A 24,236-nucleotide genomic window follows, 5' to 3' on the forward strand; every position below is an offset into this window, starting at 1 on the left:
AGAATGCCGCCCTGTCACGGCGGAGGTCGCGGGTTCGAGTCCCGTCCGGATCGCAAATACAATATAAAATTTGTATAGAATACTGTAAAATATATGTTTTACAGTATTTTTTTTGTTTTATGTGTATTTTAAAAAAATGAGAACGGATCAGGTACAAAAGCTGGATGGAAATAATATCCGTATATCTCGGTGGGTTTATGGGGCTTTTTAATAATCTGTTTTTGGAATTTTGTTTCAAAATGTTAATTTATAATTTAAATAAAAATTAGCATGTAGTACTAAAAATATTAATAATAATTGTTACCTTCGCCCAATAATAAAAGCCACTGAGTGTTGAATTAATGAAAATGATATTTTAGGTTTATTTGTATATGGGGGATATTTTTAAAATCAGGGAGTTAAGGTATATACCCAGATGGTCGGTTTTTTTTATCGACATTTCAGTTATTTTCTTTTCTGTTTTAGTTTCATATTTGTTCTTAAAAAGTCTGGAGGTAAAACTGAACTTTATTGAGTACCAAAATGAAAAAATATTTTCAGTAATTATTGTTAATATTCTGTTTATACTCCTGTTCAAAACATATGCAGGAATCATAAGACATTCTACTTTTTTAGATTTTTGTAAAATTTTGTGGTCTTCGGGTAGTGCTCTTATTGCATTACTGGGACTGAATTTTATATCGGGACTGGCATTGGGTAAACCTCTTTTTTTATATCCGGTTCTGTTTTTATTTTTCTTTATTTCTATTTTTCTGATGTTCTTTTTCAGAATGATAACCAAACAGTTTTTTTCTATATTTATGGATGTTAAGGATATTTCATCTAAGGAAAGGGTTGCTGTTGTAGGAATAAGTGATGCTTCTGTTTCATTAGCGAATGCTATTATTCATCATCCTGATCATCCCTATCAGCTGGCAGGATTTCTTAGTGCCAGATCAGATTCTAAGAAAGCAATGCTGCTAGGTCATAAGATTTATAATAAAAAACAGTTTCTTAAAAGCAATAATCTGAGAGAACAGTTTGATGCTGTTTTAATCAAAGATATGATGACAAAGCGGGAAATGGAAGAATGGACTGCTCTTGCATTGGATAATGGATTGAAAGTATTAAAAGCACCCGTAGCCAGTATAATAAAAGAAGATGATGTTGTAAAAGGCATCCGTCCGCTTAAGATTGAAGATTTGCTTAATCGTCCGGCCATTAAAATAGAAGGGGACGAGGTAAAGAGTTTTCATGTTAATAAAACTATTTTAGTAACCGGAGGCGCCGGGTCTATAGGAAGCGAAATTGTAAGGCAGGTTGCTCAATTGAATTCATCACTTATTGTGGTGGTTGATCAGGCGGAATCTCCTTTATACGAACTGCAGCTTGAATTATTAGAGAGATTCCCGAACCAAAGATTCAAATTTGTATTGGCAGATATTTCAAACTATCCAAGGATGGAAAAACTGTTTGAAGATTATCAGTTTTCAATTGTCTATCATGCGGCTGCGTACAAACATGTTCCCTTAATAGAAGATAATCCGCATGAAGCTATTTTTGTCAATATCGGAGGAACTAAAAATTTAGCTCTTTTATCGAAAAAATATAGTGTAAATCGTTTTGTGATGGTATCTACAGATAAAGCTGTAAACCCAACTAACGTAATGGGAGCTTCTAAAAGAGCCGCTGAACTTTTTGTACAATCTTTACAAAATTCTTCTGAGAATACAACAAAATTTATTACAACACGTTTTGGAAATGTACTAGGTTCCAACGGTTCTGTAATACCGCATTTCAAAAAACAAATTGAAAAAGGAGGTCCGGTTACAATTACTCATCCTGATATTATTCGTTATTTTATGACTATCCCGGAAGCCTGCGAATTGGTACTTCAGGCAGGAACAATGGGAGAAGGGGGTGAGATTTATGTTTTTGATATGGGTAAACCTGTCAAAATCTTGGATTTAGCAGAAAGAATGATTAAATTATCAGGATATACGCCAGGTATTGATATTAAAATTGATTTTATAGGCTTACGACCAGGCGAAAAGTTATATGAAGAACTTTTAACAGATCATTCTACGACTATTCCTACGCATCATGAGAAAATTATGATATCCAGAGATCCGGTGATGGAGTTTGAAGATATAGAAGCTTTGTGTCAACGGATTATTATGTTGGCAGTGAATAAGGATAGTTTACAAATTGTGAAAACATTAAAAGTCATTGTACCAGAATTTATAAGCAATAATTCGGAATTTGAAGTTTTAGATAAAATATCTGAACATTAAGTATATGAGTGAATTATATGAATGAAATTAATAAAAAAAATAGTGGAAAATAATAATTTTCGTTATTTTGTTTTCAAACGGAATGAAAATTGCTAGAAAAAGAAATAATCTAAATATAGGGATTAAAATACGCCTCACATAAGTAAAAACTTCTTATAACATAGTATCTTAAATAAAATTGAAGTTAACTCAAGTAGACTAGAACAAAAAAACATATGAATAAAACTATTATTGCGTATATAATACTGTTATCGGTTACTTTATTATCATGTAGACCGAAGCAAAATATGGTATATATATCAAAACATAATATGGAAGAGGAAGTTGCAAAAGCAAAGTTCCAGGGCTTACATATTCAGGAAGGAGATGTACTTTTAATTCTTGTTTCTGCACTGGATGAAGTTGCAGTAAAACCATTTAATCTTAACACTACAAATAAGGTAGGAAGCACTTCAAATGCCGGAATAAATCAATATGCACAACCAAGTGAGTATTTGGTAAATGAGGAAGGAAACATCTATTTTCCTGTAATAGGGAATGTATATGCTAAAGGAATGTCGCAGATACAACTGAAGAATGACCTTGAGGCTCGTCTTAAGAGATATCTTACAGATCCTATGGTGAGTATTACTCTCAAAAATTTCAATGTGAGTATCTTAGGTGAAGTAAAAAATCCGGGACAGAAAGAAAGTGTTTCTCAAAAGATTAACATTTTTCAGGCATTAGGCCTTGCCGGTGATATGACAGATTTTGGAGACCGTACCAATGTAAAGCTTATCCGTACTGGAGAAGATGGGACTGATCAGATTGCTAATGTTGATCTTACCAGATCTGATATTGTAAGTTCTCCATACTATTATATGAAACAAAATGACATATTATATGTACAGCCGGACAAAAACAAACAGGTTCAGGCCAACTCGAACCCGAACAGAGCGCTTACATTCCAGATTATTGGTGCATTATTAACAGCGGGCACGCTTATTATTGCCTTAACACGAAGATAAAATATGCAGAAGATAGAATTTCAGGAAAAGGAAGATAGTTTGAATCTAAGAAAAGTTATCTCTCAATACCTATATAAATGGCCGTGGTTTATTGCTTCCATTTTACTTTTTGTAATAGGAGCTTACATTTATCTTAGATATAGTGTACCTCAATATCAATCAACAACGGTCCTTAAATTTGATAAAAAACAAAATAATCTTTCCTCGGCATTATCAGATCTGGAGAATCTTGGTATGGGCTTAGGGAATGCTGATGAGCTGAAAAGTGAGGGAGCTGTTGTAACCTCACGACCTATCCTCATGGAGGTTGTGAAAAATCTTAATCTTAATGTTGAATATTTCAATACAGGAGAAATTAAAGATTCACAGCTATTTAACAAAATTCCCGTTGTTGCAAAAGTATTATCATATAATAATAATGAAAATTTTAAATTTTCTGAATATACAATGATGGACTTGAAGGGGGATGAGTTTACGCTTCAGAATGAAAAAAAAGCAACCTTTAAAGGTAAGTTTAATATTCCTCTGAATTTAGATTTTGGAATTGTAATGTTTCAGAGAAATTCTGCTGTTCCTTTTAAATCAAAATATAAAGTAATTTTTTGGAATCCCATTGAGAAAGTAAAAAAATTAGAAAAAACGGTTGAGATTAATTTACCAGATGAAAAAGCCATGCTAATGGAAATAAACCTGATAGGATCTCTTCCTGAAAAATCGGAGGCTATTCTTAATGAGGTGACTAAGCAATATAATCTGGATGGTCAGAAAGATAAAAATTTACAAGCTCAGAATACTCAGGAATTCATCGATAAAAGACTGGAAGTGATTACCAAAGACCTTTCAGGGGTAGAAAACCAAAAAGAAGATTTTGAGAACCGTAATCGCATTGTAGATATTCAGGCACAGGCGGAACTTGCATTACAGAATACAAGTGATAACACCAAAGTTCTCCTTCAGCAGCAGGCTCAGCTAGACCTTCTGAATTCACTTTCAGGAGAGGCTTCAAAAGGCAATAACCAGCTTATGCCATCCAACCTTGGGTTGAATCCTTCATTGGAACAATCTATATCTCAGTATAACTCATTGATTATCAGTAGAAATAAAACCCTTAAACAAGCAACCAATGAAAACCCGGCTGTTATAGAAATGAACAGGGAAATTGCTTCTTTAAAGGAAGTAATCCGTGATAATATCCATGAGCAGAAGCAAACGGTACAGACAGGTATTTCTCAGCTGCAGAACCAGATCAATACTAACAACAGTATGATTCAAAAAGTTCCCGGACAGTCTAAAGTCTATAGGGGAATTGAGCGTCAGCAAAATCTTAAAGAACAGTTGTTTTTATTTCTCCTTCAAAAAAGAGAAGAAAATGCAATCAATCTATCGGTAAATGTACCGAAAGCTAAAATTGTAAACCCTGCATTTACAGAAGATATACCTGTATCCCCTAAAAAAGATATTATCCTTTTAGGAGCAGTGTTACTTGGTATATTATTTCCTTTTGCTGTTTTATACTTCCTTTTCATGCTGGATGATAAGATTTATACCAGAGATGATATTAAAGAACGCTCAGAATTGGGTGTATTGGTAGACATACCTTCACTTAAGGATAATGAAAATCATTTGATACAGAAAAACGACTTTTCCGAGTTGGCTGAAGCTTTCAGAGTTCTTGTTTCAAACCTTAAATTCGTTTTGCCTGTAAAGGAGACTGCTAAAGTAGTTATGGTAACTTCTTCAGTAAAAGGAGAAGGGAAAACCCTGGTATCCGTGAATCTTGCACTTACCATTGCCAATAAGAATTCAAGAGCGCTTCTGATAGGTTCGGATATTCGTAACCCTCAGATTCAGCGATATGACAGTGAGCCAACCAAAAGAAAAGGTCTTACAGAATATTTATATGATAATTCTGTAAACGTGGAAGAACTTATCCATACATCCACTACCAATCCTTCATGTGATGTCATTTATGCCGGAGCAATTCCTCCTAACCCTCAGGAACTGCTTTCTAACGGAAGGTATCAAAAACTTATTGCGGAGATGTCTTCTCAATATGCATATATCATTATAGACTCTGCACCACTTATGCTGGTTTCAGATACTCTTAGCATCGTTGATACAGCAGATGCAACATTATATGTTGTAAGATCAGGAGTATCAAGAAATATTTTGATAGATTTTGCTAATGATCTGGTGAAAGACTCTAAGTTGAAGAATGTGTCTTTTGTCATTAATGATGTTTCAAAACGTGCAGGAGGTTACGGATATAACTATAGCTATGGATATGGCTACAGTCAAACAAATGATAAAAAAAGTTGGTGGAGTAAAATTTTCAAATCATAAAAATGAATAAAATTTTAATTACAGGTGGAGCGGGTTTTATCGGTTCTAACTTAACAGAGTATTTTTTAAATAAAGGCTATTATGTAGTGTGCTTAGACAATTTTGCAACAGGACATCGTCATAATGTTGAACCTTTCCTTGGAAATCCAAACTATCAGCTTATCGAAGGAGATATCCGTGATTTGGAAGTTTGTCAGAAAGCGGTGGAAAATGTAGATTATATTCTGCATCAGGCTGCTCTTGGTTCAGTTCCCAGATCAATTAAGGATCCTATTACAAGTAACGATGTGAATGTTTCAGGATTTTTAAATATGCTGATTGCTGCACGAGATGCCAAAGTAAAGCGTTTTGTTTATGCAGCTTCCTCATCCACATATGGTGATTCTGCATCATTACCTAAAGTAGAAGATGTTATCGGAAGACCATTATCACCATACGCCATTACCAAATATGTAAATGAATTGTATGCAGATGTATTCGGAAAAACTTACGGATTGGAATGCATTGGTTTGAGATATTTTAATGTGTTTGGAAGGAGACAGGATCCCAACGGAGCTTATGCTGCTGTGATTCCATTATTTATAAAACAGTTGATCAATCATGAGTCACCGAAAATTAATGGTACAGGTGATTATTCCCGTGATTTTACATACATTGACAACGTAATTCAGATGAATGAGCTGGCCATGCTTACTGAAAGCCCGGATGCAGTGAATACAGTTTATAATACAGCAGTGGGTGATCGTACAACATTGAATGATCTGATTGGATATCTTAAAAAATATCTTAGCGAATTTGATGGAGAGATTGCCAATATTGATGCTGTTCATGGTCCGAACCGTGTAGGAGATATTCCACACTCACTGGCATCAGTTGAAAAAGCAGAAAAATTATTAGGATATAAACCTAGCCACAATATAGATAAAGGTTTAAAAGAAGCTATTAACTGGTATTGGACAAATTTAAAGTAAACATTTTTTAATTGAATCTTTATGAAGAAAGAACATAAAATTGCCATTATAGGACTAGGATATGTCGGTTTGCCTTTAGCCAGGTTGTTTGCCACACAATATTCGGTTGTAGGTTTTGATATTAATAAGAAAAGGATTGCAGAACTGAACACTGGGGTAGACAGTACTCTGGAAGTGGAAAATGAAGTATTGGAATCTGTATTAATTCAGAATAACCCTTTTAACCAGGGAGCTGCAAAAGGATTATATTGTTCAGCTGATATCAAGGATATTCAGGATGCTGACATTTACGTTATTACTGTTCCTACTCCGGTGGATCAGCATAACCGTCCTGACCTTACTCCGCTGTATAAAGCCTCAGAAACTGTAGGAAAAGTATTGTCCAAAGGTGATATTGTGATTTACGAATCTACAGTATATCCCGGAGCTACTGAAGAAGAATGTATCCCTGTTCTTGAAAAAGTTTCAGGAATGGTATTTAACCAGGACTTCTTTGCAGGATATTCTCCTGAACGTATTAATCCCGGTGACAAAGAGCATACTGTTGAAAAGATCTTAAAAGTTACCTCGGGCTCAACACCTGAAATCGGGGAAATAGTAAATAATTTATATCAGTCCGTAATCATTGCAGGAACTCATTTGGCTCCAACAATCAAGGTTGCAGAAGCTGCCAAGGTAATTGAAAATTCACAAAGGGATATTAATATTGCTTTTGTAAACGAATTGGCAAAAATATTCAATCTTTTAGATATTGATACTCATGCAGTTTTGGAAGCAGCAGGAACCAAATGGAACTTTTTACCCTTCAAACCAGGGTTAGTAGGAGGACACTGTATTGGTGTAGATCCATATTATCTGGCTCAGAAAGCTCAGGAAAAAGGGTATCATCCGGAAATTATATTAGCAGGACGCCGTCTTAATGATTCCATGGGACAGTATGTAGCTTCTCAGCTATTGAAAACCATGATTAAAAACAAGGTAACCATCAATGGTGCCACAGTTTTGAATTTAGGAATAACGTTTAAAGAAAACTGCCCTGATGTACGTAATACAAAAGCGGTAGATGTGATTCATGGGCTTGAAGACTATGCTTTACAGGTTACAACTTTTGATCCATGGGCTAATCCTGATGAAGTAAGACACGAATATGGACTAGAGGTCGTGAATGAAATTCCACAGGAAAAATATGATGCTATTATCCTTACCGTTGCACATAAACAATTCAATGATCTGGATTTAAAAAATCATTTAAAAGAAAATGGAATAATTTATGACGTAAAAGGAATCTTAGAAGAAAGTCATTCAAGGTTATAAATAAATATGAACTAAATAATATTTATTACTATAATAATGAATAGCAATACTTTACTAAAAAGTACATTAATATATACAATTGGTAATTTTGGATCTAAGATTTTATCTTTTCTATTAATTCCTATTTATTCCTACTACCTTTCCAGAAAAGAATTAGGAGAATATGACTTAGTGCTGACAAGTGTCAATTTATTGGTTCCTTTTGTCTCCTTGCAGATGAATGAGGCCATTTATCGCTGGTTTCTGGACAAAGAAAACGAAAAAGAAAATTATATTGATAATATTTTTAAGCAATGTAGTATTCTGTTACTGGTTTCCTTTATCAGCTTTGAACTGTTGCTTTACCTGGCTGGGCTTTTTTATCATATTCCTTACCAGAAAGAATTGTCACTGCTGATTATAAGCTCTTGTTTATTGCCTTTCTTTCAGCAAATATTAAGAGGGTTGGGGTTAACGAGATACTATTCATTTATAGGAATTATAAATAGTTTTTTTATATTTTCTTTTAGTTTACTTTTCCTGCTGACAGATATATTTCAGGATAAGGTACAGGGGATCTTTTATGCACTTTTTATCAGTAATTTTATTGCAATTTTACTGATGCTGTTCAAAGTAAGTTTTCTGTTTAAGAAATATGTTAGTATAAAAATTAACTACTCATTACAAAGGCAGATTCTATTTTACTCCCTTCCATTAATATTAAATTCTATAAGCTGGTGGGTTATTAACGCATCAGACAGATATATTATTTTAAAGTTTTTAACAATAGAAGACAATGGTATCTATGCTGTTTCTGCAAGGCTTCCCGCTATTCTGACGATCTTTAATACCGTCTTTATGCTGGCCTGGCAGGATATGGCAATCTCCGGAAACGATCCCAATAACCCCTTTTTCTCAAAGCTTTTTAATAAATATATCGCTGTAAATATTGGCTTATCAACCATTTTAATAGCAGCTACTCCGTTGATTACGGAAGTTCTGTTTGATTCAAAATTTTATGAATCCTGGAAATATGCCACCCTTCTGTACATAGGATCTTGTTTTTCGTCGATTTCCGGCTTTTTAGGTGCTATTTATTTAAAAACCAAATCAACAAAGGGGATTTTTATTACAAGTATGATAGGGGCATTGGTGAATGTATTTATTTCAGTGGCTTTTATTAAGTATATTGGTCTTTATGCACCTGCTTTAGGTACATTTGTCAGCTTCTTTGTTATGTTTATTATAAGATACAGACAGACAGCTGAGATTTTAAAATTAGATATAGATATTAAATCTTTCATCATACAGCTGCTGGTGGTTTTTAGTATAATTATACTGTTATACATAAATAGTAGTCATTTAATTTCAATATCTTTAACGGTATTGTCGTTATTCCTTTTCGGTTATTTTAATAAAGATATTTTAAAAAAAGTCTTTAATAAATTAAATTCTCTAAAAAAATAAATATGAATTCCAATAAAGAAAATATAAGACAATTAAAAAATATAATATCAACTCAGCTTACTCCACTCATTGATAATGATTTTATTCTGTTAGATATACCTAATCATAGAAATATTGGAGATTCTTTAATTTGGAAAGGGGAATTAGAATTTTTTAAAACATTAGCCCATAAGTGTATTGGGCAGTACAACAGATATACTTTCAAAAAAAGTGATATAAAATCTGAGAAGACAGTTATTCTGCTGCACGGAGGAGGAAACTTTGGTGATATATATGAATCAAGTCAAAGTTTTAAAAGATACATCATTGAAAACTTTCCCAATAACAAGATTATTGTTCTGCCTCAAACGGTACATTACAATAGCGAAGCAAATCTAAAAAGAGATTTTGCTATTTTCAACAATCATCGTGATCTTCACGTATTAGTAAGAGATTTACCTTCATATGATACTTTAAAAGCTACTTTTAATGAAGAAAAATTAAAATTAGCACCGGATATGGCTTTCTTTTTAGATTTTGATGCTGATATTAAGACCAATTCTCCTGAAACGAGAAAGAATTTATATCTGAACAGAACTGATGCAGAAGCAAGTAAAGATTCTTTTCAGAATGTCATTGAAGGGGAATATGATATAAAAGATTGGCCAACTTACAATTCTTCCTCAAAGAGAATGAATACCATCACCAATTATGTAGAAGCTCTGGACGGTAAGCTTTCAAAAATCATTAAGTTTTTGCCTGCCTCTTCTTTAATAATTGATAACGCCTATGGATTCAAAAAGAGAAATGGAATGGATCTGCATATCAACCGCGGAAAGGAGTTTATCAATCAATATCATAAAGTATATACAACCCGTTTGCATGGTTTAATCCTGAGTATCTTATTGGATAAAGAGGTTGTTATCTTAGATAACGTTTATGGGAAAAGTAAAAATTTTTACGATGCATGGCTGAAGAATTTTAATAATGTTAAACTTTATGTAAAGAATGAGTCCTAAAATTTCGGTAATTTTACCTGCATATAATGCTGAACAGTATCTTAGAACAGCGGTAGACAGTATACTTGCACAAAGTTTTAAAGACTTTGAATTGTTGATTATTAATGACGGTTCCATAGATTTCACAAAAGAAATCATATTAAGCTATAAGGATGAAAGGATAAGGTACATTGAAAATGAAAAGAATTTAGGATTAATAGAAACTTTGAATAAAGGGATCTTACTAGCAAAAGGTGAATATATTGCCAGAATGGATGCTGATGATATATGCCATTCATCCCGTTTTCAAATGCAGATAGATTTCATGGAGAAGAATCCGGAATATATTATCTGCAGCTCATCCAGAAAGGAATTTGCCCATTCTATTTCTCATTTTCACCTTAGTGTACTTCCGGTTGATGATACATCAATTAGGATACATTCAATTTTCAGTACACCTTTTACCCATCCGGCAGTGATGTTCAGGGCTGGTATTATTAAAGAGAATAATCTTTTTTTTGAAAAGGATTATAAGTATGCCGAGGATTATCAGTTGTGGATCAAAATTCTGCAATATGGTAAAGGGTACAATTTTAGAATGCCTTTGTTGTATTATAGAGATACACCCAATAGCCAAACCAATGTTGGAGCTGGCCAGATAGAACAGAGAAAGAGAACAATATCTAATATTCAGCAGCTGGCTTTACAGCAGCAGAATATTGTTTTAGATCAAAAAGAATTAGATTTTATTTATATTCTGTCTTTATCGGATAAAATTAGAAATATCAGTTTTGAAGACTTTTCAGTGGATTTTATTCTTTCCTTTTTTAAGAAACTTTCTTTAGAACTAAAATCAAATTATCCGAATAATAAATTCAATGTTAATTGTGTTTTAGGTAAAAGATATCTTAAAATTTTATTATTTAACTTAAAAAGGTTGCCATTTACTCAGTTAATGAAGTTAGGGTTTAGTAAATTAACTTTTTTTGGAATATATGAATTGATAAATGAAAAGATTGGAAATAAATAATACGATAGATAAATTCACGAAATCTGATTACCTTATAGGTACATCAATATGTTTTGTGATTTCAATATTATATATGTTTAATTTAAACCAGATAGTAGTAGGCGGTTTATCTATTCTATTATTTTTGTTTTACTTTAATCGTATACGTAAAAGGGCTACCCTTAATGAAGCATTTACTATTTGTTTAATATTAACTTTACCTTTCAGCTTCAGCCCTTTGGTGGGAAGTAGTTTTTTCAGCCTTTTTATTATTATTCAGTTTTTATTTATCTGTGTATTATTTGCCAGTAACTTTTCTTCAAAAAAGAACCTGCTCATTCAAATTCTGGGGCTGGGGTTATTGTTATTTTGTTTGGGTGTTTATTTTTTTAATCAGTCTAATTATCCGAAAATATTGGTCGAAACATTGATAAAAACACTGTTATTTTTATTAATAATTATAATAGCGTTAATTAAGTTGAAAATGTCCGACTTAACTGTTTCTTCGATGATGAAGTTCTATGTTTTCGCAGCATCCGTGGCAGGTTTAATGGTATTAATCCAATACCTGTCTTTGAAAATCTTGGGAATAAATTATCTGGGTGTTCAGAATCAATTTGGTAAATCCAGAACTGGATTTGCTGGTCTTTTTTATGATTATAGTATTTCATCTATCTATTTATCAAGTGCCTCTTTGATTTTATGTTATGGATTACTGACTAAGAAATATATCATTAATTATAAATGGAGTATCATTTTCTTGCTTTTTACTATAGGAACCAGTGTATTAACTTCCGGAAGATCCGGTATAGCGGCTCTTTTTATAGCCCTTTTCTTTCTGCTTATATATTTGAGGAATATAAAAATAATTGTGATCTCATTAATTGTAGGCTTTCCCCTGGTTAAGACCATATTATATATATATTCTTTAAATAGAACAACTAATTTATCCAATGACTCCGGACGTCTAGATAACTATTTGAACGCCCTGAACTATTTTTATAAAAACTTCTGGTTTGGTTCCAGGTTTTTGGGCTTTAGTGAGACATCAAAATCCATGTTACCCCATAATTTTATTTTAGATTTTCTTGTGCAGTATGGTGTTGTTTTTACTTTACTGCTATTATTATTTCTAATTGTTGTGTGGTTTAAAGGTTTAAAAAAGCAGCCAATTTTGTTTTTTCTTTTTTTATTAATGCTTGTTGGAGGAAACTTTCATGCATCATTTATAAATACACATTATATAGTTATCCCACTTATTCTAATTATCGGAACACTCAATAATAATGAAAGTATATCATATCATAAATAGTTTAAGGTTTGGCGGTGCAGAAAGGTTAGTAGTTGACCTTTGTACTGAATTGTCTGAGGGAAGTTCAGACGAAATACATTTGTTATTATTAGACGATATTGATACCTCTTTAAAAAAAGAAGTAGAAAGTAATGGAAAAATAAAAATTGACGTAATTCCTTCAAAAAGCCTATATGATATTCGGATTCCCTTTTTTATAAATAGAAGAGTCACAGATGCGGATGTTATTCATTTGCATTTATTTCCTACACTATATTGGGGGGTATTGTACAAACTTTTATTTTCCCGAAAACAAAAAGTAGTATTTACTGAACATAGTACCGAAAATAACAGAAGATCTAAGTGGTATTTAAAAAGAATAGAAAAATTTATTTATGCCCAATTAAACTCTATTATCTGTATTTCAGAATCCACAGAAAAAAATCTTATTCAACATTTAGGATCTGAATTTAAAGCAAAGATGAAGGTCATAAATAATGGAGTCAACCTCAATAAGTTTTATAATTCAAAAGCTTATTCCCGTACTGCGTATAATGTGTCAGACAAAGATTTTTTATTAATTCAGGTAGCAAGTTTCAGAGCTGCAAAAGACCAGCCTACCCTGATCAGAGCACTTACATTGTTACCTCCTCATGTAAAAGCGATATTCGTAGGAGAGGGGCCGGAATTAGAAAACTGCAAAGAACTTGTTAAAAATAATGGGTTGGAAAACAGAGCTTTTTTCTTAGGTAATCAGGCCAATATTGCTGAACTCATCAAAATGAGCGATGTAGTAGTTGTATCATCCCATTATGAAGGGTTTGGTATTGTAGCAGTAGAAGGGATGGCTTGTAATAAACCTGTGGTTGCCTCAAATGTGCCGGGTCTTTCAGAAGTCGTTTCAGAGTATGGAATATTATTTGATAGAGGTAAAGCTGAGGATTTAGCTGAAATAATTAAAAATTTACACTCAAATTCATCTTTTTATAACACAACTGCCGAAAAATGTTTTTCTAGATCAAAAAATTTCTCTATTGAAGAAATTGCAAAATATTATCGTGAAATATATTATACATTATGAGAAGCTTATTAATTTTTTTACTTATAGTTAATCTATCATGTGCGCAGGGGAAATTTAGTTATAAAGATGTTCCTGATACTTATATTAAAAAAGCTGAGGTCACTTCAGCCTTCAATAATTTAAAAGCAAAATCTTTTGAAGTTGTAAAACTTCTTCCCAATAATTACAAAAAGGACGGATCAGAAGATTATACGGCATATGTTCAGAAAGCAATTAATGAAAATGCAACGGTTTTACTACCCAATTTTCCCATTTTAATCAATGATAAAGGGCTTCAGCTAAAGGATAATTCTACCTTATTATTTGATGATAAATCCCAATTGAAATTGAAGGCATCCAATAATCAGGGATATGCCATGATTGATATTACAGGAAAGAAAAATGTAAGTGTATATAACCCTGATATTATAGGAGACAGATCTGTTCATCTGGGGAAAACAGGAGAATGGGGTATGGGAATAAATATTAAAGATGCCGTAAATATAAAAATCTATAATCCTGTGATCAAAGACTGTTGGGGAGATGGTATCTATATAGGGGGAAATGGTTTCTCCAATAATATTTCTGTGATAGGAGGTCTTATTGATAATAACCGAAGAAACGGAATTTCTGTTATAAGCGGTGACAATATTTTACTGCAGAATTTAGTAGTTTCAAATACCAATGGAGCTAATCCTAAGACGGGAATAGATATAGAACCTAATACTCCTGATAACAAAAAAGTAAATATTTCATTAAAATCAATCGTAACATATAATAATGAGGTGAGCGGGCTTGCCTTTTATTTAGCTAGGCTAAGAGGAGATAGTGACGCAAATAACGTTAATGTAGTTATTGAAAATTATAAAGATTTTTATTCCAAAAGTGGAATTTCCTATTCTAATCAGAAAAATGATGCTAAAAAGAAATTGATGGGGAATATTGTTTTTTCAGGTATTGACTTAAAATACAACAAAGTACCTTTTAATTTCTTGTATAAGAATTCATCCTTGGATAATATTAATTTGAAGGTAAATGACTTTAAATCAGATCATAAAGATAATAAAGGAATAGTAACTGATTTACAGAAATTTTCACAACAAAAGATAAAATACAATCAATAATTACTTTTACTTTTAAATAAAGAAAGGTAATGTGTAAAATATACATATTCTATAAATATTAATTTTTCCAAAAAAAGTGATAATGGAAAGATTTTTGCTTATGATATTATGCTTAAAAAAGACTTAAAATAAAAATTAAAGTTTTTAATGTTGTTAGAAATGTTAAAAATATAATGAAATTGTTTACGAAACTTGAAAACTGAAAATAATTAAGAATTTTATTTTCTTTAATGATCTTAAGGAGAATAGTAAATTAAAATGTTAATGAAATCAATCATCTAATCAAATTTATGTCATATAGAATATAAATGACATCAAGGTATTCAACTACCAATATATAGCTGGCGAAGATGTGAAGATGATGCACATTTATCTCTGCCACAACGCTATCAAATCTCAAAAAACACGTATGCAAATAGGAGGATTAATGATTTTCCTAGATTGAAATGATGCTATGTCAACCCAAAACTAAGTTCGGTTTGTAACAAATTTTGGATTAACAGGGGTTCATAATAATTTATATTGTTTTTTAAAAAAATCACAAACAAGTGAAATTTAAATAAATGAGTAAAAATAACAACACACAAAAGATTTATGAAAAATTTATTAATTAGTTCTAGGGTTTATAGAAATAATAATAAAAAAATGAAAGAAGTTGAAAACTAAATTAGTACGGATTACAACAGTGCCGCTTTCTTTAAAAATTCTACTGAAAGGGCAGCATCGGTTTATGTCAGAACATTTTGATGTAATAGGTGTTTCATCCCCAGGTAAGGAGCTGGATGAAGTGAAAAAAGATGAAGAAATAGACGTAATAGCGATTGATATGTCTCGTAAGATTACTCCCATTAAAGACATTAAATCTTTATGGAGTACTTATCGATTTTTAAGAAAAGAGAAACCACAAATTGTTCATACTCATACCCCTAAAGCTGGTATTGTAGGGATGTTGGCTGCAAGAATGGCAGGGGTTCCTCATAGACTGCATACAGTGGCAGGCTTACCATTGATGGAGGTAACGGGTATGAAACGTCAGGTTTTAGATCTTGTTGAGAAATTAACTTATGCTTCTGCAACACAGGTGTACCCAAATTCAAAAGGGCTGTCTGATTATATTATCGAGCACAAATATGCAGACAAATACAAGCTTAAGGTAATTGGAAACGGTTCATCAAACGGAATTGATACTTCATTCTTTTCACCCGAACACGTTTCAGAAGATCAGAAAACTTTTCTAAAAAATGAATTAAAAATAGAAAACACAGATTTTGTTTTCGTGTTTGTAGGACGTTTGGTTGGAGACAAAGGAATTAATGAACTGATAAAAGCATTTTCTGCTTTAAATAAACAAGAAAATCAACAGCGTTCAAAATTATTATTGGTAGGTCCTCTGGAACAAGAGCTGGATCCGTTATATCCCGATACATTAAATGAAATAGAAAATAACCCGGATATTGTCTCTGTAGGTTTTCAGAAAGATGTTCGTCCTTATTTTGCGATTTCTGATGTACTGGTTTTTCCTAGCTATCGGGAGGGTTTCCCTAATGTGGTGATGCAGGCCGGAGCAATGGAACTGCCAAGTATAGTTTCTGATATCAATGGATGCAATGAAATCATTGTGGAAAATGAGAATGGAGTAATTGTGCCTGTAAAAGATAGTGAAAGTCTTAGTGAAGAAATGGAGAAAATGATCTCAGACAAAGATTATTATCAGACATTAAAAAAGAATGCACGGCCGATGATTGAAGATCGATTCGAGCAGTCTGTGATCTGGAATGCTATATTAAGTGAATATAAAAAATTGATTAAAGAAAGAGAATTTCGTGCTTAAGATTTAATAAAATACGTAATATTTTAGAGCTATATTTAAAAATGCCTGAATAGTACGGTGAATCTATCATCTTAAGATTTAGATATTGAAATAGTAAGAATGTTGATTTTGTGTGTGTTTTTATAGTCGACTTTCTTAAATGCTCTAAGTATAACCTGTTAAAAAGGTGTTTACAGTAGTTAATATCTGAATTTTTTATATTTGAGAATGTGTATTTTACAAATAGCTTTAAAAGAAAAGGAACAGGTTTCTTGGGAAAAACTAAAAAAAGCTATATATTTGCACCAGTTAAAAACAAATGCTCTTAGATTGTTTACGAAAGTGATTTATATGATCATTTACTAAATAGGAGAGTATCTTAAAGCAGATGGATAGGACTTTCTGATAATCAGAAGTTCGGTCCGGATTGTAAAAGTTTTGTCAATTTACCTTAAAAAAATTGATCCGGTAGTTCAGCTGGTTAGAATGCCGCCCTGTCACGGCGGAGGTCGCGGGTTCGAGTCCCGTCCGGATCGCAAAAAGTCTTCTAGAAATAGAAGACTTTTTTTTGTTTATTACTTTGATAAAAATTGCTATCATCGAAAATGATAAAGCTTTATCTACTCTTATATATTTAGACATAAATAAAAATGGCCGGAAGAAATTCCAGCCATCATTGCTTTAAAGTATTGTTTATAATTTACTTTTTAATAATTTTTACAATAGTTTCAGAATTGTTGATTCTTACCAGATAAGCTCCGGTTAATAGTGAAGTAACATCTGTTTGTTTATTGATAAATTTACCTTCTTTCATCAACTGTCCGGACATATTATAAATCTGATAATAATAGTCCTTATTGTCTTTAGCTTCAACATACAGGATATCTTTTACAGGATTAGGATATAGAACAAGCTTATCGTCTTTTACTTTTTCCTCGATAACCGTTTTACTGAAAGCAGTTCTGGCCTGAAAACCGGTGTTTGGTGTTACAGGAATACCTGGCAGCGGTCCTCTTGGAATATTGATATCTTCCTGCTTCACACATCTGCAGCTCATAGCTGCATAAGGATCAATATCAGCATTTTTCACCATAATTCTGGAAAAATTATCGAAAGACATATAAGTAGCTCTGCCTGTCAGTTCTCCATTTAAATTAGCATACCAGATTCCACCTGATAAAGTACCAATACTATAATAAGGGAATGTAATTGCCGCATCAGGATACATTACACTTCTGCCGCCTTTTGTAAGACTTTTCGGATAATTTCCTACATTATATAAACTGTTATTAAATACAAATCCTACTGTTTTACCATAAGGACTGGCGAGATTGCTATAAATAGGTGATCCATAATAACCAGTCTCTGTATTACCTACAATCTGACCAGATTTTATTGCACCATTAGTATCTTTATACGATGGCGTTTCAAAGTTTTCTTTAAAGCTCCACGGGGTAGTTTTTATGGTAGAAGACCCACTGATCGGATGTTTATATGTAGGACCTGTACCAGTCTCCGGTATTCTCCATCCATTCGGGCAAGGATCAAAAACAGATTTTTTATCACCTAATCCCCATCGTTCAGCATATAACCCATGATAGTTAGTGTCAAACAACCAATCTGAAGCAAGATTATAATTAGCATAATTAGCTCCACGTGACGGATACTTAACTGTTGGTACCATAAACTTTAAAGGGTTTGCTGTAGAATACCCCAGAATTTTTTCTATTCTTACATCTATTTTATCATTGGCACTAATACTGCTTTTATAAGTGTCATAATTTACTATATTACTTGAATTATAGTTCGCCTCAGTAAAATTTGAATAGGTTACAACTCCATTATTAGTAGTACCCAGTGATATATTATACTTAGAACCGCTTATATTAGTAAATATAGGAAGAGGATCTTTTCTACCCCATTGATAGTGTAATCCTTGCGAACGATTAAGTTGATTAACATCATTTGCTACCCCTGGATTATAAGGGCTCGGCATAATGTCAATAGCTCCTAAATTCCTATCCATGATGGATGTTTTCATGATCATTCCTTTCTGAGTATAGTTGATGTAATTATCAGTCGTGATTGGAGTATCATTTACATGGGTAAAAGAATTTACGGATGTATTGGTTACCCAGATGTGCCAGCTCCAGTAAACAGGATTACTCACTGAACCATTGTGTAAAGTAACTACTGCATTTCCAGACTGATTGGCGTTTACCTTCACATTGATATTGGAATCTTTGGAAGATGGATTGTCCAGAGTCAATTGGGTTACCATAGCAGGATTATCTGTCCAAAGGATATTCGCTTTTAAATTATTAAAACTTGCAGCATCCAGAATCTGAGTATTGCCTAAATAATTACTTTGTACAGAAAAAGCTTTACTCACCGGGATTGAAATTACCTGATCTGCTGTAGATTTTGTAATCATATAACTATTAGGGTTATCTAATCCTACTTTGTATGTTTCAGATTCACTAAAGAAAGTGGTTTTGAAGTCGTAGTTATTTTTTACAAATAGCGGATCCTTAATACATCGGCATGCATGTGCATTGTTAGTTGGATAATCATCAGATGGTTTATAGCTGTAAACACCATAAACATCCGGATAATTAGTTTCATCTGGTCTGAAACCATTCACTATCTGATCCGAAGATGGAATTAACCTTAATGCACTGGCTACTGAGGAATACCCAGAAACTGTAGTCATTGTTGAAGTCCACAAATAGGTTTCAAGCTGGTCTGTGAAGGCTGCTTTAGTATGATATCTGGTATCTCCGCCTATTCCTCTTCCTATCCAGCCGGTTCCTGGGAATATACCAATATTGTTACCTTCTACATTCGTCATATCAAAACCATACTGAGGATATATTTTGATACCGGCAAGATATGTTTTCAGATTAGACAATCCCGGGAAAATATTTGATCTGCCAAGATTTAAAGCGGAAAGCGGGCTGTTTACTTTAGGCCCGAAAGGCGTAAAATCCATTCTTACATTTTTTGTTGATGATGCAACCAACACTGAAGGTAACCTCCATCCGTTAGGACATGGGTCAAAAGAAGACTTATTTCTGTAAGGTTGTGAAACAGTATAATCTACTGCCTGTACTCCCAGTGAATTATCAGACCATAAGTTCACTTTACTGAGTTCATCAGTTTGTAACCCTGGTACCTGCCCAAACCAGTTGTAATAGTAAGGCACCGTATTTACAGTACCATAGGTGGAAAGAGGAGAGTTATTAGCACCATTATCATTTACATAGATCAGGCTCAGAGGATTTTTTACTGATACTCTGATATTATCTGTTATGTTGGCTGTAGATTTATTGACAAACTTTATTAATTCATTAAAATTTTTATAATCATTAAAAGGACTGTCGGTAAATCTTACTCTTGATATAGCATCGTCATATACAATTTTTCCTAAGCTTCCGGTTATTTGATAGAAACTGGCATCATTATTTGTCAACGATGGAAAAGGATCTTTTCTTCCCCATTGGTATAATAATCCGCCGCTTCTGTTCCATCCTGCTCCAGTAAGAGAATTCCCCATTGCACCAAGGTTCCTGTCCATCCAGCCCCATTCAGAATTTGGAATAGTCTCTACGGTTCCGTCGCTTAATTGTCTTTTTACATCATCATAGCTTTTATAGGTAGAGCCATTTGTTGGGTCATCTGTTACCCAAACGTGCCATGACCAGAAAACTTCTCCATTTACCTTAAAAGAAATCAATGCATTTCCTTTTTTTACTTTATTGACAGGTACTTTAATTTTTGCATTTTCACCTGAATCTATAATATCCAAAGTATAATTTTCTTTAGATTTTATCAATCCCATATTGTCTTCCCATAAAACATCCGCTGTTACCGGTCCGGAAGGCACATCAATACCTTTCATATAATTCCCGCTTCGCCACATTTCATAGGCTTTTTTTACAGGAATATACAATCCGTCTACCGTATTGCCATCCTGATCTTTACCTGTGAAAATATAGCTGTTGGGGGCTTTGGTCCAGTCTGCTACTGTATAGTCAGCCTGTGCTCCGGCGTTGATTGCAAAGCAGTTGTTCGAGCAGTCTGCTGAATCATATGCCGTGGAATTTCCAAAAATACCTACGTACTTTATGAATTTTTTGATTTCAGCTTCTACTTCCGAAAGTGGTCTCATCGGTCCGTTCCAGTCAGCACGTACTTTTCTGTTTCTGATGGCTCCGATACCATATAATGATGCTTGAGGAGTATTGCTTAAGAAAAAGTTTTCAGATCCGGGTCCTCTCTGTTTGTCATATAAAGGAGGGTAACCGAAATCATTCACTGTATTATAATTGCTTAATGCATTCACAGTAATATACTGTCCGGTAGATTTGTATACCCTGAAACCTGTTATTTTACTTACAACAATAACTACAGGCTCTTGATCTGCAATAATGTCAGTCAGTTTCTCGTTGATGTAATTGTAAAGGTTGTAATACCTGTTAACTAGAGCATTAGGGTTTGTAAAATCCAAATACCCTCTGCCCCAGGGTTCTCCGCCCTCTTCAGGAGGTAAAAACCAGTTACTGAAGTTAATAAAGAAACCCGAACTTGAAAATTTACCGGCAAATACATAAACAGGGTCATGATATGAAAACTCAAAAGGGCTTGTATCACTGCCCTGGTAGATATATTTCTGTGAGCTGACAATCGTACCGAGATTATTAGGATTTTCAATGTTGATGACAGGTGCATTGGTATTCGTGTTATCTAATGTACCGTTTGCATTGACTGATAAAACAATATCATCCAGTTTCTTTGTTAGATGCTGTGATTTTACCCGGTCTTTTACACCGGAAACAGTTCCGTTAGGATTAAATAATACTGTACCGCTTTTTTTCGGGGTGAAAAGTATGGTGTATTCATTTTCATCCAGTTCACAAGCTGTCGCAGTATAATCTCCGAATTTGTAATGGCTCACAGCCTTATTCCATGTGATGTCAGAGAAGTTGTTAGTCTCTGAGCCTAGCTCAACTTTTAAATTGTATGTACTGTTTACAGAAGCGGGCAATTCAAATGTTGCATTAAGATTTTCATCATACTGGTTGCTTGCATACAATGTTTTACACCACATGCTGATCCATTCTCCCTGAGCATTCTGATATTTGACGGAAATTAGAATATCACTCGTGGTGACAGGTTTGTGAAGCTGACCGCTCATGACAACGGCTCCTTTTTCATTCACGTTTTGTGAAATTACGATCAGCGGATCCAGATCAAAATTGTAGGTAGTTACAGGAATATAGCTTCCCAAAATAATGGGGGCATTACGAAAATGCCAGTCCGTATCACCTCGTGGAGAGGCGTAAACGGATGCTGCTGAGCATAATACAGCCCAGATTGATAAGAAAGTTTTTTTTCTCATACACATGTTTTTTTAGATTAATATTTGATCCTATGAATAACTTGTATTCAAATTCTATGGTAATTGCAGATTCCTAATTGTAGAGATAGAAGAATAATAATAAAGCAGATCTACTTTAAAACAATAGTTACTGAAAATCAAATAGTACTGTTTATTACAGTCTTTTAGAACCGATAATTCATTAGAACCGCTTCTTTTCATTACAAAATCAGAATAAGAGAAACCGGATTATATTGGTAAGTCCTTAAACAATCCAGTTTTCTGATATAAATGATTATTACCGGTCTTCAGTGTGTGGTCTTGTAGTGGAGTATAGGCTGGTGTAATAGGATATATTGCAGCCGGGATTGGGGATAAAGATTTTTTTTTCATGTTTGTGTTTTTAGTTTTTTATAAAAATAATGAATAATCAATTATACAATTAGGCAAGTTTACAATCAGGGCAATCAGAAGAAAATATCATAAAATAGATATTATATTAATGAGAATTTTCTATTGATTTTTTTGCGCTTTTTATAATGTTTTAAATAAATATGAGCGTAAAACTGCATTAATTTGTTAATAACCATTATTTTTGCAAATATACGATATTAAAAAAAACACACAATGAGTCAAAAAAATCTGACTAATAAGACCTCAGCTGAGGGTAGAGAAATATGCCCCGTTCAAAGGTTTTTAAAATCCATTTCAGGGAAATTGAAACCGGAAATACTGAGTCTGGCAATCAAGTCAACGTTACGTTTTAGCAGTTTGCTTCGTGAAATCGAAGGATCTAATAAACAATCATTATCTGTCGCATTGAGAGAACTGGAAGAAATGAATTTATTGGAGAGGGTGGTCATCAGGCAGAAACCTTTACACGTAGAATATAATCTTACTAAAAAAGGAAAAGCATTAATCCCCATTTTTCAACAGTTGGAAGGTTTGGTATAAAAACGAAAAATTATTTGCCCTCAGGTAGAGCTGATCGTAAATCAAAAAGCCGGCTCTGAGTGAACCGGCTTACTATTTATTTACATGAAGAATTCAAAGGGTTGTTAAGATAATCTTTCCCTTGTGGCGGCTGTACAAAATAAGGTGTTCCATACGTATTTCCCGGGCGGAAAAAGTCGGTGGAAATTACCTGGGCACCGCTGCTGGATGCTGCCTTAGATCGTGTAAAATCATTAGTTTTTGCTTCGTAGGTTTCAATATCTGATCTGGTTCTGACCATAAAACCCTGCTTTACCAGATTCTGTATCTCTTTCTGTCTTACAATAGCATTATCCCGTAGGATAAATCCTGCGAAAGAATCATCAGGCTCACTGTTTAGGAACATGACTCTTTCTTTTAATGAACCGTCTATGAGGTAAGGGTTATTTTTTGAAGATAAAGTTCCCACACTTCCGGGAAGCAGCATAAAAATGAATTTTCCCTTACTGTCATTCAGCTTAGGCCAGTTATTGTGGGTTACAGCTTCCCTGAGTGTAGAGTATTTACCCTGAACTTCTTTTGGAGTGATGATCTTGTCCTTTCCAAGGTATTTTACAATTTCTCCATCCAGATCATCGTAGGCTTTTTTATCAAAAGGAAGGACTTTTGTACTGTTTTCAAGAATCGGGAAACCTGAATCTTTGGCTTCGATCATCATAAAAACCGGAGTATGATCAGGATGTTGATCAGACCATGTTTTAAGAGCGGTAAGCGCATCTTTCAAAGTCGGATAATGAGTTCTGAAATCAATATCTGCCATATGCAATACTTTAAAACCAGGCTGATCCATCCCTGCTGTATTAAAAGAAGCCAGATCTGTTACTCCTTTTGCCTTTAATGTTTCATACGTGGCAGGATGGCTGAATCTGCCACCTTCCGGATCATAATAGACATCTATTTCCAGGCCTCTAAGATTGGCGTTGAGCTGTTCCGTGAAGTCAGGATGATTATAATTCAGTCCTTCTTTCAAGTCCATTCCATAGGGGTGATACTCTTTAAATTTAGCTTTTTGCTCTTCAGACATCATACTGCTGTATTTCTGCATCATTCCGTTGATGATAGGAGTTACCAGATCCAGCACTTTAGGATCTGCCGGCTGGGCGTATGAATTATGAGTTCCTACAATCTGCAGTTGATTGATTCTTATATTCTGGCATTTATCCTGTGCCTGCAGCAGTGCTGTCATACAAAATGCAGCTCCATACATATACTTTTTCATATGAATTAAAAAAAACTTT

15 protein-coding genes and 1 tRNA gene are annotated in these 24,236 nt (G+C 33.6%); 14 read left to right on the forward strand and 2 right to left on the reverse strand.

Annotated features, from left to right (window positions below):
• Positions 1-371: 371 nt before the first annotated feature.
• The 13 genes from ACTJIP_RS05895 to ACTJIP_RS05955 all read left to right on the forward strand — a co-directional run bounded on the left by ACTJIP_RS05895 (position 372) and on the right by ACTJIP_RS05955 (position 17,161).
• Positions 372-2,273 carry a polysaccharide biosynthesis protein gene (locus tag ACTJIP_RS05895; protein WP_077415681.1) on the forward strand — a complete coding sequence of 634 codons (1,902 nt, stop codon included), beginning with the start codon at positions 372-374 and terminating at the stop codon, positions 2,271-2,273.
• A gap of 311 nt (positions 2,274-2,584) precedes the next feature.
• On the forward strand, positions 2,585-3,280 hold the full coding sequence (locus ACTJIP_RS05900; RefSeq protein ID WP_232539068.1) for a polysaccharide biosynthesis/export family protein: 696 nt from the start codon (positions 2,585-2,587) through the stop codon (positions 3,278-3,280).
• A gap of 3 nt (positions 3,281-3,283) precedes the next feature.
• Positions 3,284-5,623 carry a GumC family protein gene (locus ACTJIP_RS05905; RefSeq protein WP_440704235.1) on the forward strand — a complete coding sequence of 780 codons (2,340 nt, stop codon included), beginning with the start codon at positions 3,284-3,286 and terminating at the stop codon, positions 5,621-5,623.
• Between the two features lie 2 nt (positions 5,624-5,625).
• On the forward strand, positions 5,626-6,594 hold the full coding sequence (locus ACTJIP_RS05910; protein WP_077415675.1) for an SDR family oxidoreductase: 969 nt from the start codon (positions 5,626-5,628) through the stop codon (positions 6,592-6,594).
• 21 nt (positions 6,595-6,615) lie between these two features.
• Positions 6,616-7,908 carry a nucleotide sugar dehydrogenase gene (locus ACTJIP_RS05915; protein WP_077415673.1) on the forward strand — a complete coding sequence of 431 codons (1,293 nt, stop codon included), beginning with the start codon at positions 6,616-6,618 and terminating at the stop codon, positions 7,906-7,908.
• Between the two features lie 36 nt (positions 7,909-7,944).
• Positions 7,945-9,354, forward strand: coding sequence for a lipopolysaccharide biosynthesis protein (locus ACTJIP_RS05920; RefSeq protein WP_440704236.1), 1,410 nt, complete (start codon positions 7,945-7,947; stop codon positions 9,352-9,354).
• Positions 9,355-9,356: 2 nt separating this feature from the next.
• Positions 9,357-10,352, forward strand: a complete 996-nt coding sequence (locus ACTJIP_RS05925) for a polysaccharide pyruvyl transferase family protein (RefSeq protein ID WP_440704237.1) — start codon at positions 9,357-9,359, stop codon at positions 10,350-10,352.
• A complete protein-coding gene (locus tag ACTJIP_RS05930) occupies positions 10,342-11,361 on the forward strand; it encodes a glycosyltransferase family 2 protein (protein ID WP_077415667.1) in 1,020 nt (339 codons plus the stop codon). Before ACTJIP_RS05925 ends, ACTJIP_RS05930 begins: the two co-directional genes overlap by 11 nt.
• A complete protein-coding gene (locus ACTJIP_RS05935) occupies positions 11,339-12,652 on the forward strand; it encodes an O-antigen ligase family protein (protein ID WP_077415665.1) in 1,314 nt (437 codons plus the stop codon). The genes ACTJIP_RS05930 and ACTJIP_RS05935 overlap by 23 nt, the downstream gene beginning before the upstream one ends.
• Positions 12,627-13,712 carry a glycosyltransferase gene (locus ACTJIP_RS05940; protein ID WP_219072328.1) on the forward strand — a complete coding sequence of 362 codons (1,086 nt, stop codon included), beginning with the start codon at positions 12,627-12,629 and terminating at the stop codon, positions 13,710-13,712. Before ACTJIP_RS05935 ends, ACTJIP_RS05940 begins: the two co-directional genes overlap by 26 nt.
• Positions 13,709-14,815 carry a right-handed parallel beta-helix repeat-containing protein gene (locus tag ACTJIP_RS05945; protein ID WP_077415661.1) on the forward strand — a complete coding sequence of 369 codons (1,107 nt, stop codon included), beginning with the start codon at positions 13,709-13,711 and terminating at the stop codon, positions 14,813-14,815. Before ACTJIP_RS05940 ends, ACTJIP_RS05945 begins: the two co-directional genes overlap by 4 nt.
• A gap of 730 nt (positions 14,816-15,545) precedes the next feature.
• A complete protein-coding gene (locus ACTJIP_RS05950) occupies positions 15,546-16,646 on the forward strand; it encodes a glycosyltransferase family 4 protein (RefSeq protein WP_440704555.1) in 1,101 nt (366 codons plus the stop codon).
• A 441-nt stretch (positions 16,647-17,087) separates the two neighbouring features.
• Positions 17,088-17,161 (forward strand) — tRNA-Asp (locus ACTJIP_RS05955).
• Between the two features lie 164 nt (positions 17,162-17,325).
• Here the strand turns inward: ACTJIP_RS05955 and ACTJIP_RS05960 are convergent.
• Complete coding sequence (locus tag ACTJIP_RS05960) at positions 17,326-22,026, reverse strand: T9SS type A sorting domain-containing protein (RefSeq protein WP_440704238.1); 4,701 nt, start codon at positions 22,024-22,026, stop codon at positions 17,326-17,328.
• Between the two features lie 606 nt (positions 22,027-22,632).
• On the opposite strand from ACTJIP_RS05960, the gene ACTJIP_RS05965 reads away from it, so the two are divergent.
• Positions 22,633-22,959: a winged helix-turn-helix transcriptional regulator gene (locus tag ACTJIP_RS05965; protein ID WP_139348498.1), complete on the forward strand. Its 327-nt coding sequence runs from the start codon at positions 22,633-22,635 to the stop codon at positions 22,957-22,959.
• Positions 22,960-23,035: 76 nt separating this feature from the next.
• Here the strand turns inward: ACTJIP_RS05965 and ACTJIP_RS05970 are convergent, their stop codons facing one another.
• Complete coding sequence (locus ACTJIP_RS05970; protein ID WP_440704239.1) at positions 23,036-24,217, reverse strand: phosphatidylinositol-specific phospholipase C domain-containing protein; 1,182 nt, start codon at positions 24,215-24,217, stop codon at positions 23,036-23,038.
• Positions 24,218-24,236: the final 19 nt, after the last annotated feature.

Source organism: Chryseobacterium sp. 22543 (assembly GCF_052044565.1).
Lineage (GTDB): Bacteria > Bacteroidota > Bacteroidia > Flavobacteriales > Weeksellaceae > Chryseobacterium.

Excerpts from the sequence above, each read along its gene's own strand:
- ACTJIP_RS05895 (WP_077415681.1), top strand. The coding sequence starts at position 372 with ATGGGGGATATTTTTAAAATCAGGGAGTTAAGGTATATACCCAGATGG.
- ACTJIP_RS05900 (WP_232539068.1), top strand. The coding sequence starts at position 2,585 with ATGGAAGAGGAAGTTGCAAAAGCAAAGTTCCAGGGCTTACATATTCAG.
- ACTJIP_RS05905 (WP_440704235.1), top strand. The coding sequence starts at position 3,284 with ATGCAGAAGATAGAATTTCAGGAAAAGGAAGATAGTTTGAATCTAAGA.
- ACTJIP_RS05910 (WP_077415675.1), top strand. The coding sequence starts at position 5,626 with ATGAATAAAATTTTAATTACAGGTGGAGCGGGTTTTATCGGTTCTAAC.
- ACTJIP_RS05915 (WP_077415673.1), top strand. The coding sequence starts at position 6,616 with ATGAAGAAAGAACATAAAATTGCCATTATAGGACTAGGATATGTCGGT.
- ACTJIP_RS05920 (WP_440704236.1), top strand. The coding sequence starts at position 7,945 with ATGAATAGCAATACTTTACTAAAAAGTACATTAATATATACAATTGGT.
- ACTJIP_RS05925 (WP_440704237.1), top strand. The coding sequence starts at position 9,357 with ATGAATTCCAATAAAGAAAATATAAGACAATTAAAAAATATAATATCA.
- ACTJIP_RS05930 (WP_077415667.1), top strand. The coding sequence starts at position 10,342 with ATGAGTCCTAAAATTTCGGTAATTTTACCTGCATATAATGCTGAACAG.
- ACTJIP_RS05935 (WP_077415665.1), top strand. The coding sequence starts at position 11,339 with ATGAAAAGATTGGAAATAAATAATACGATAGATAAATTCACGAAATCT.
- ACTJIP_RS05940 (WP_219072328.1), top strand. The coding sequence starts at position 12,627 with ATGAAAGTATATCATATCATAAATAGTTTAAGGTTTGGCGGTGCAGAA.
- ACTJIP_RS05945 (WP_077415661.1), top strand. The coding sequence starts at position 13,709 with ATGAGAAGCTTATTAATTTTTTTACTTATAGTTAATCTATCATGTGCG.
- ACTJIP_RS05950 (WP_440704555.1), top strand. The coding sequence starts at position 15,546 with ATGTCAGAACATTTTGATGTAATAGGTGTTTCATCCCCAGGTAAGGAG.
- ACTJIP_RS05960 (WP_440704238.1), bottom strand. The coding sequence starts at position 22,026 with ATGAGAAAAAAAACTTTCTTATCAATCTGGGCTGTATTATGCTCAGCA.
- ACTJIP_RS05965 (WP_139348498.1), top strand. The coding sequence starts at position 22,633 with ATGAGTCAAAAAAATCTGACTAATAAGACCTCAGCTGAGGGTAGAGAA.
- ACTJIP_RS05970 (WP_440704239.1), bottom strand. The coding sequence starts at position 24,217 with ATGAAAAAGTATATGTATGGAGCTGCATTTTGTATGACAGCACTGCTG.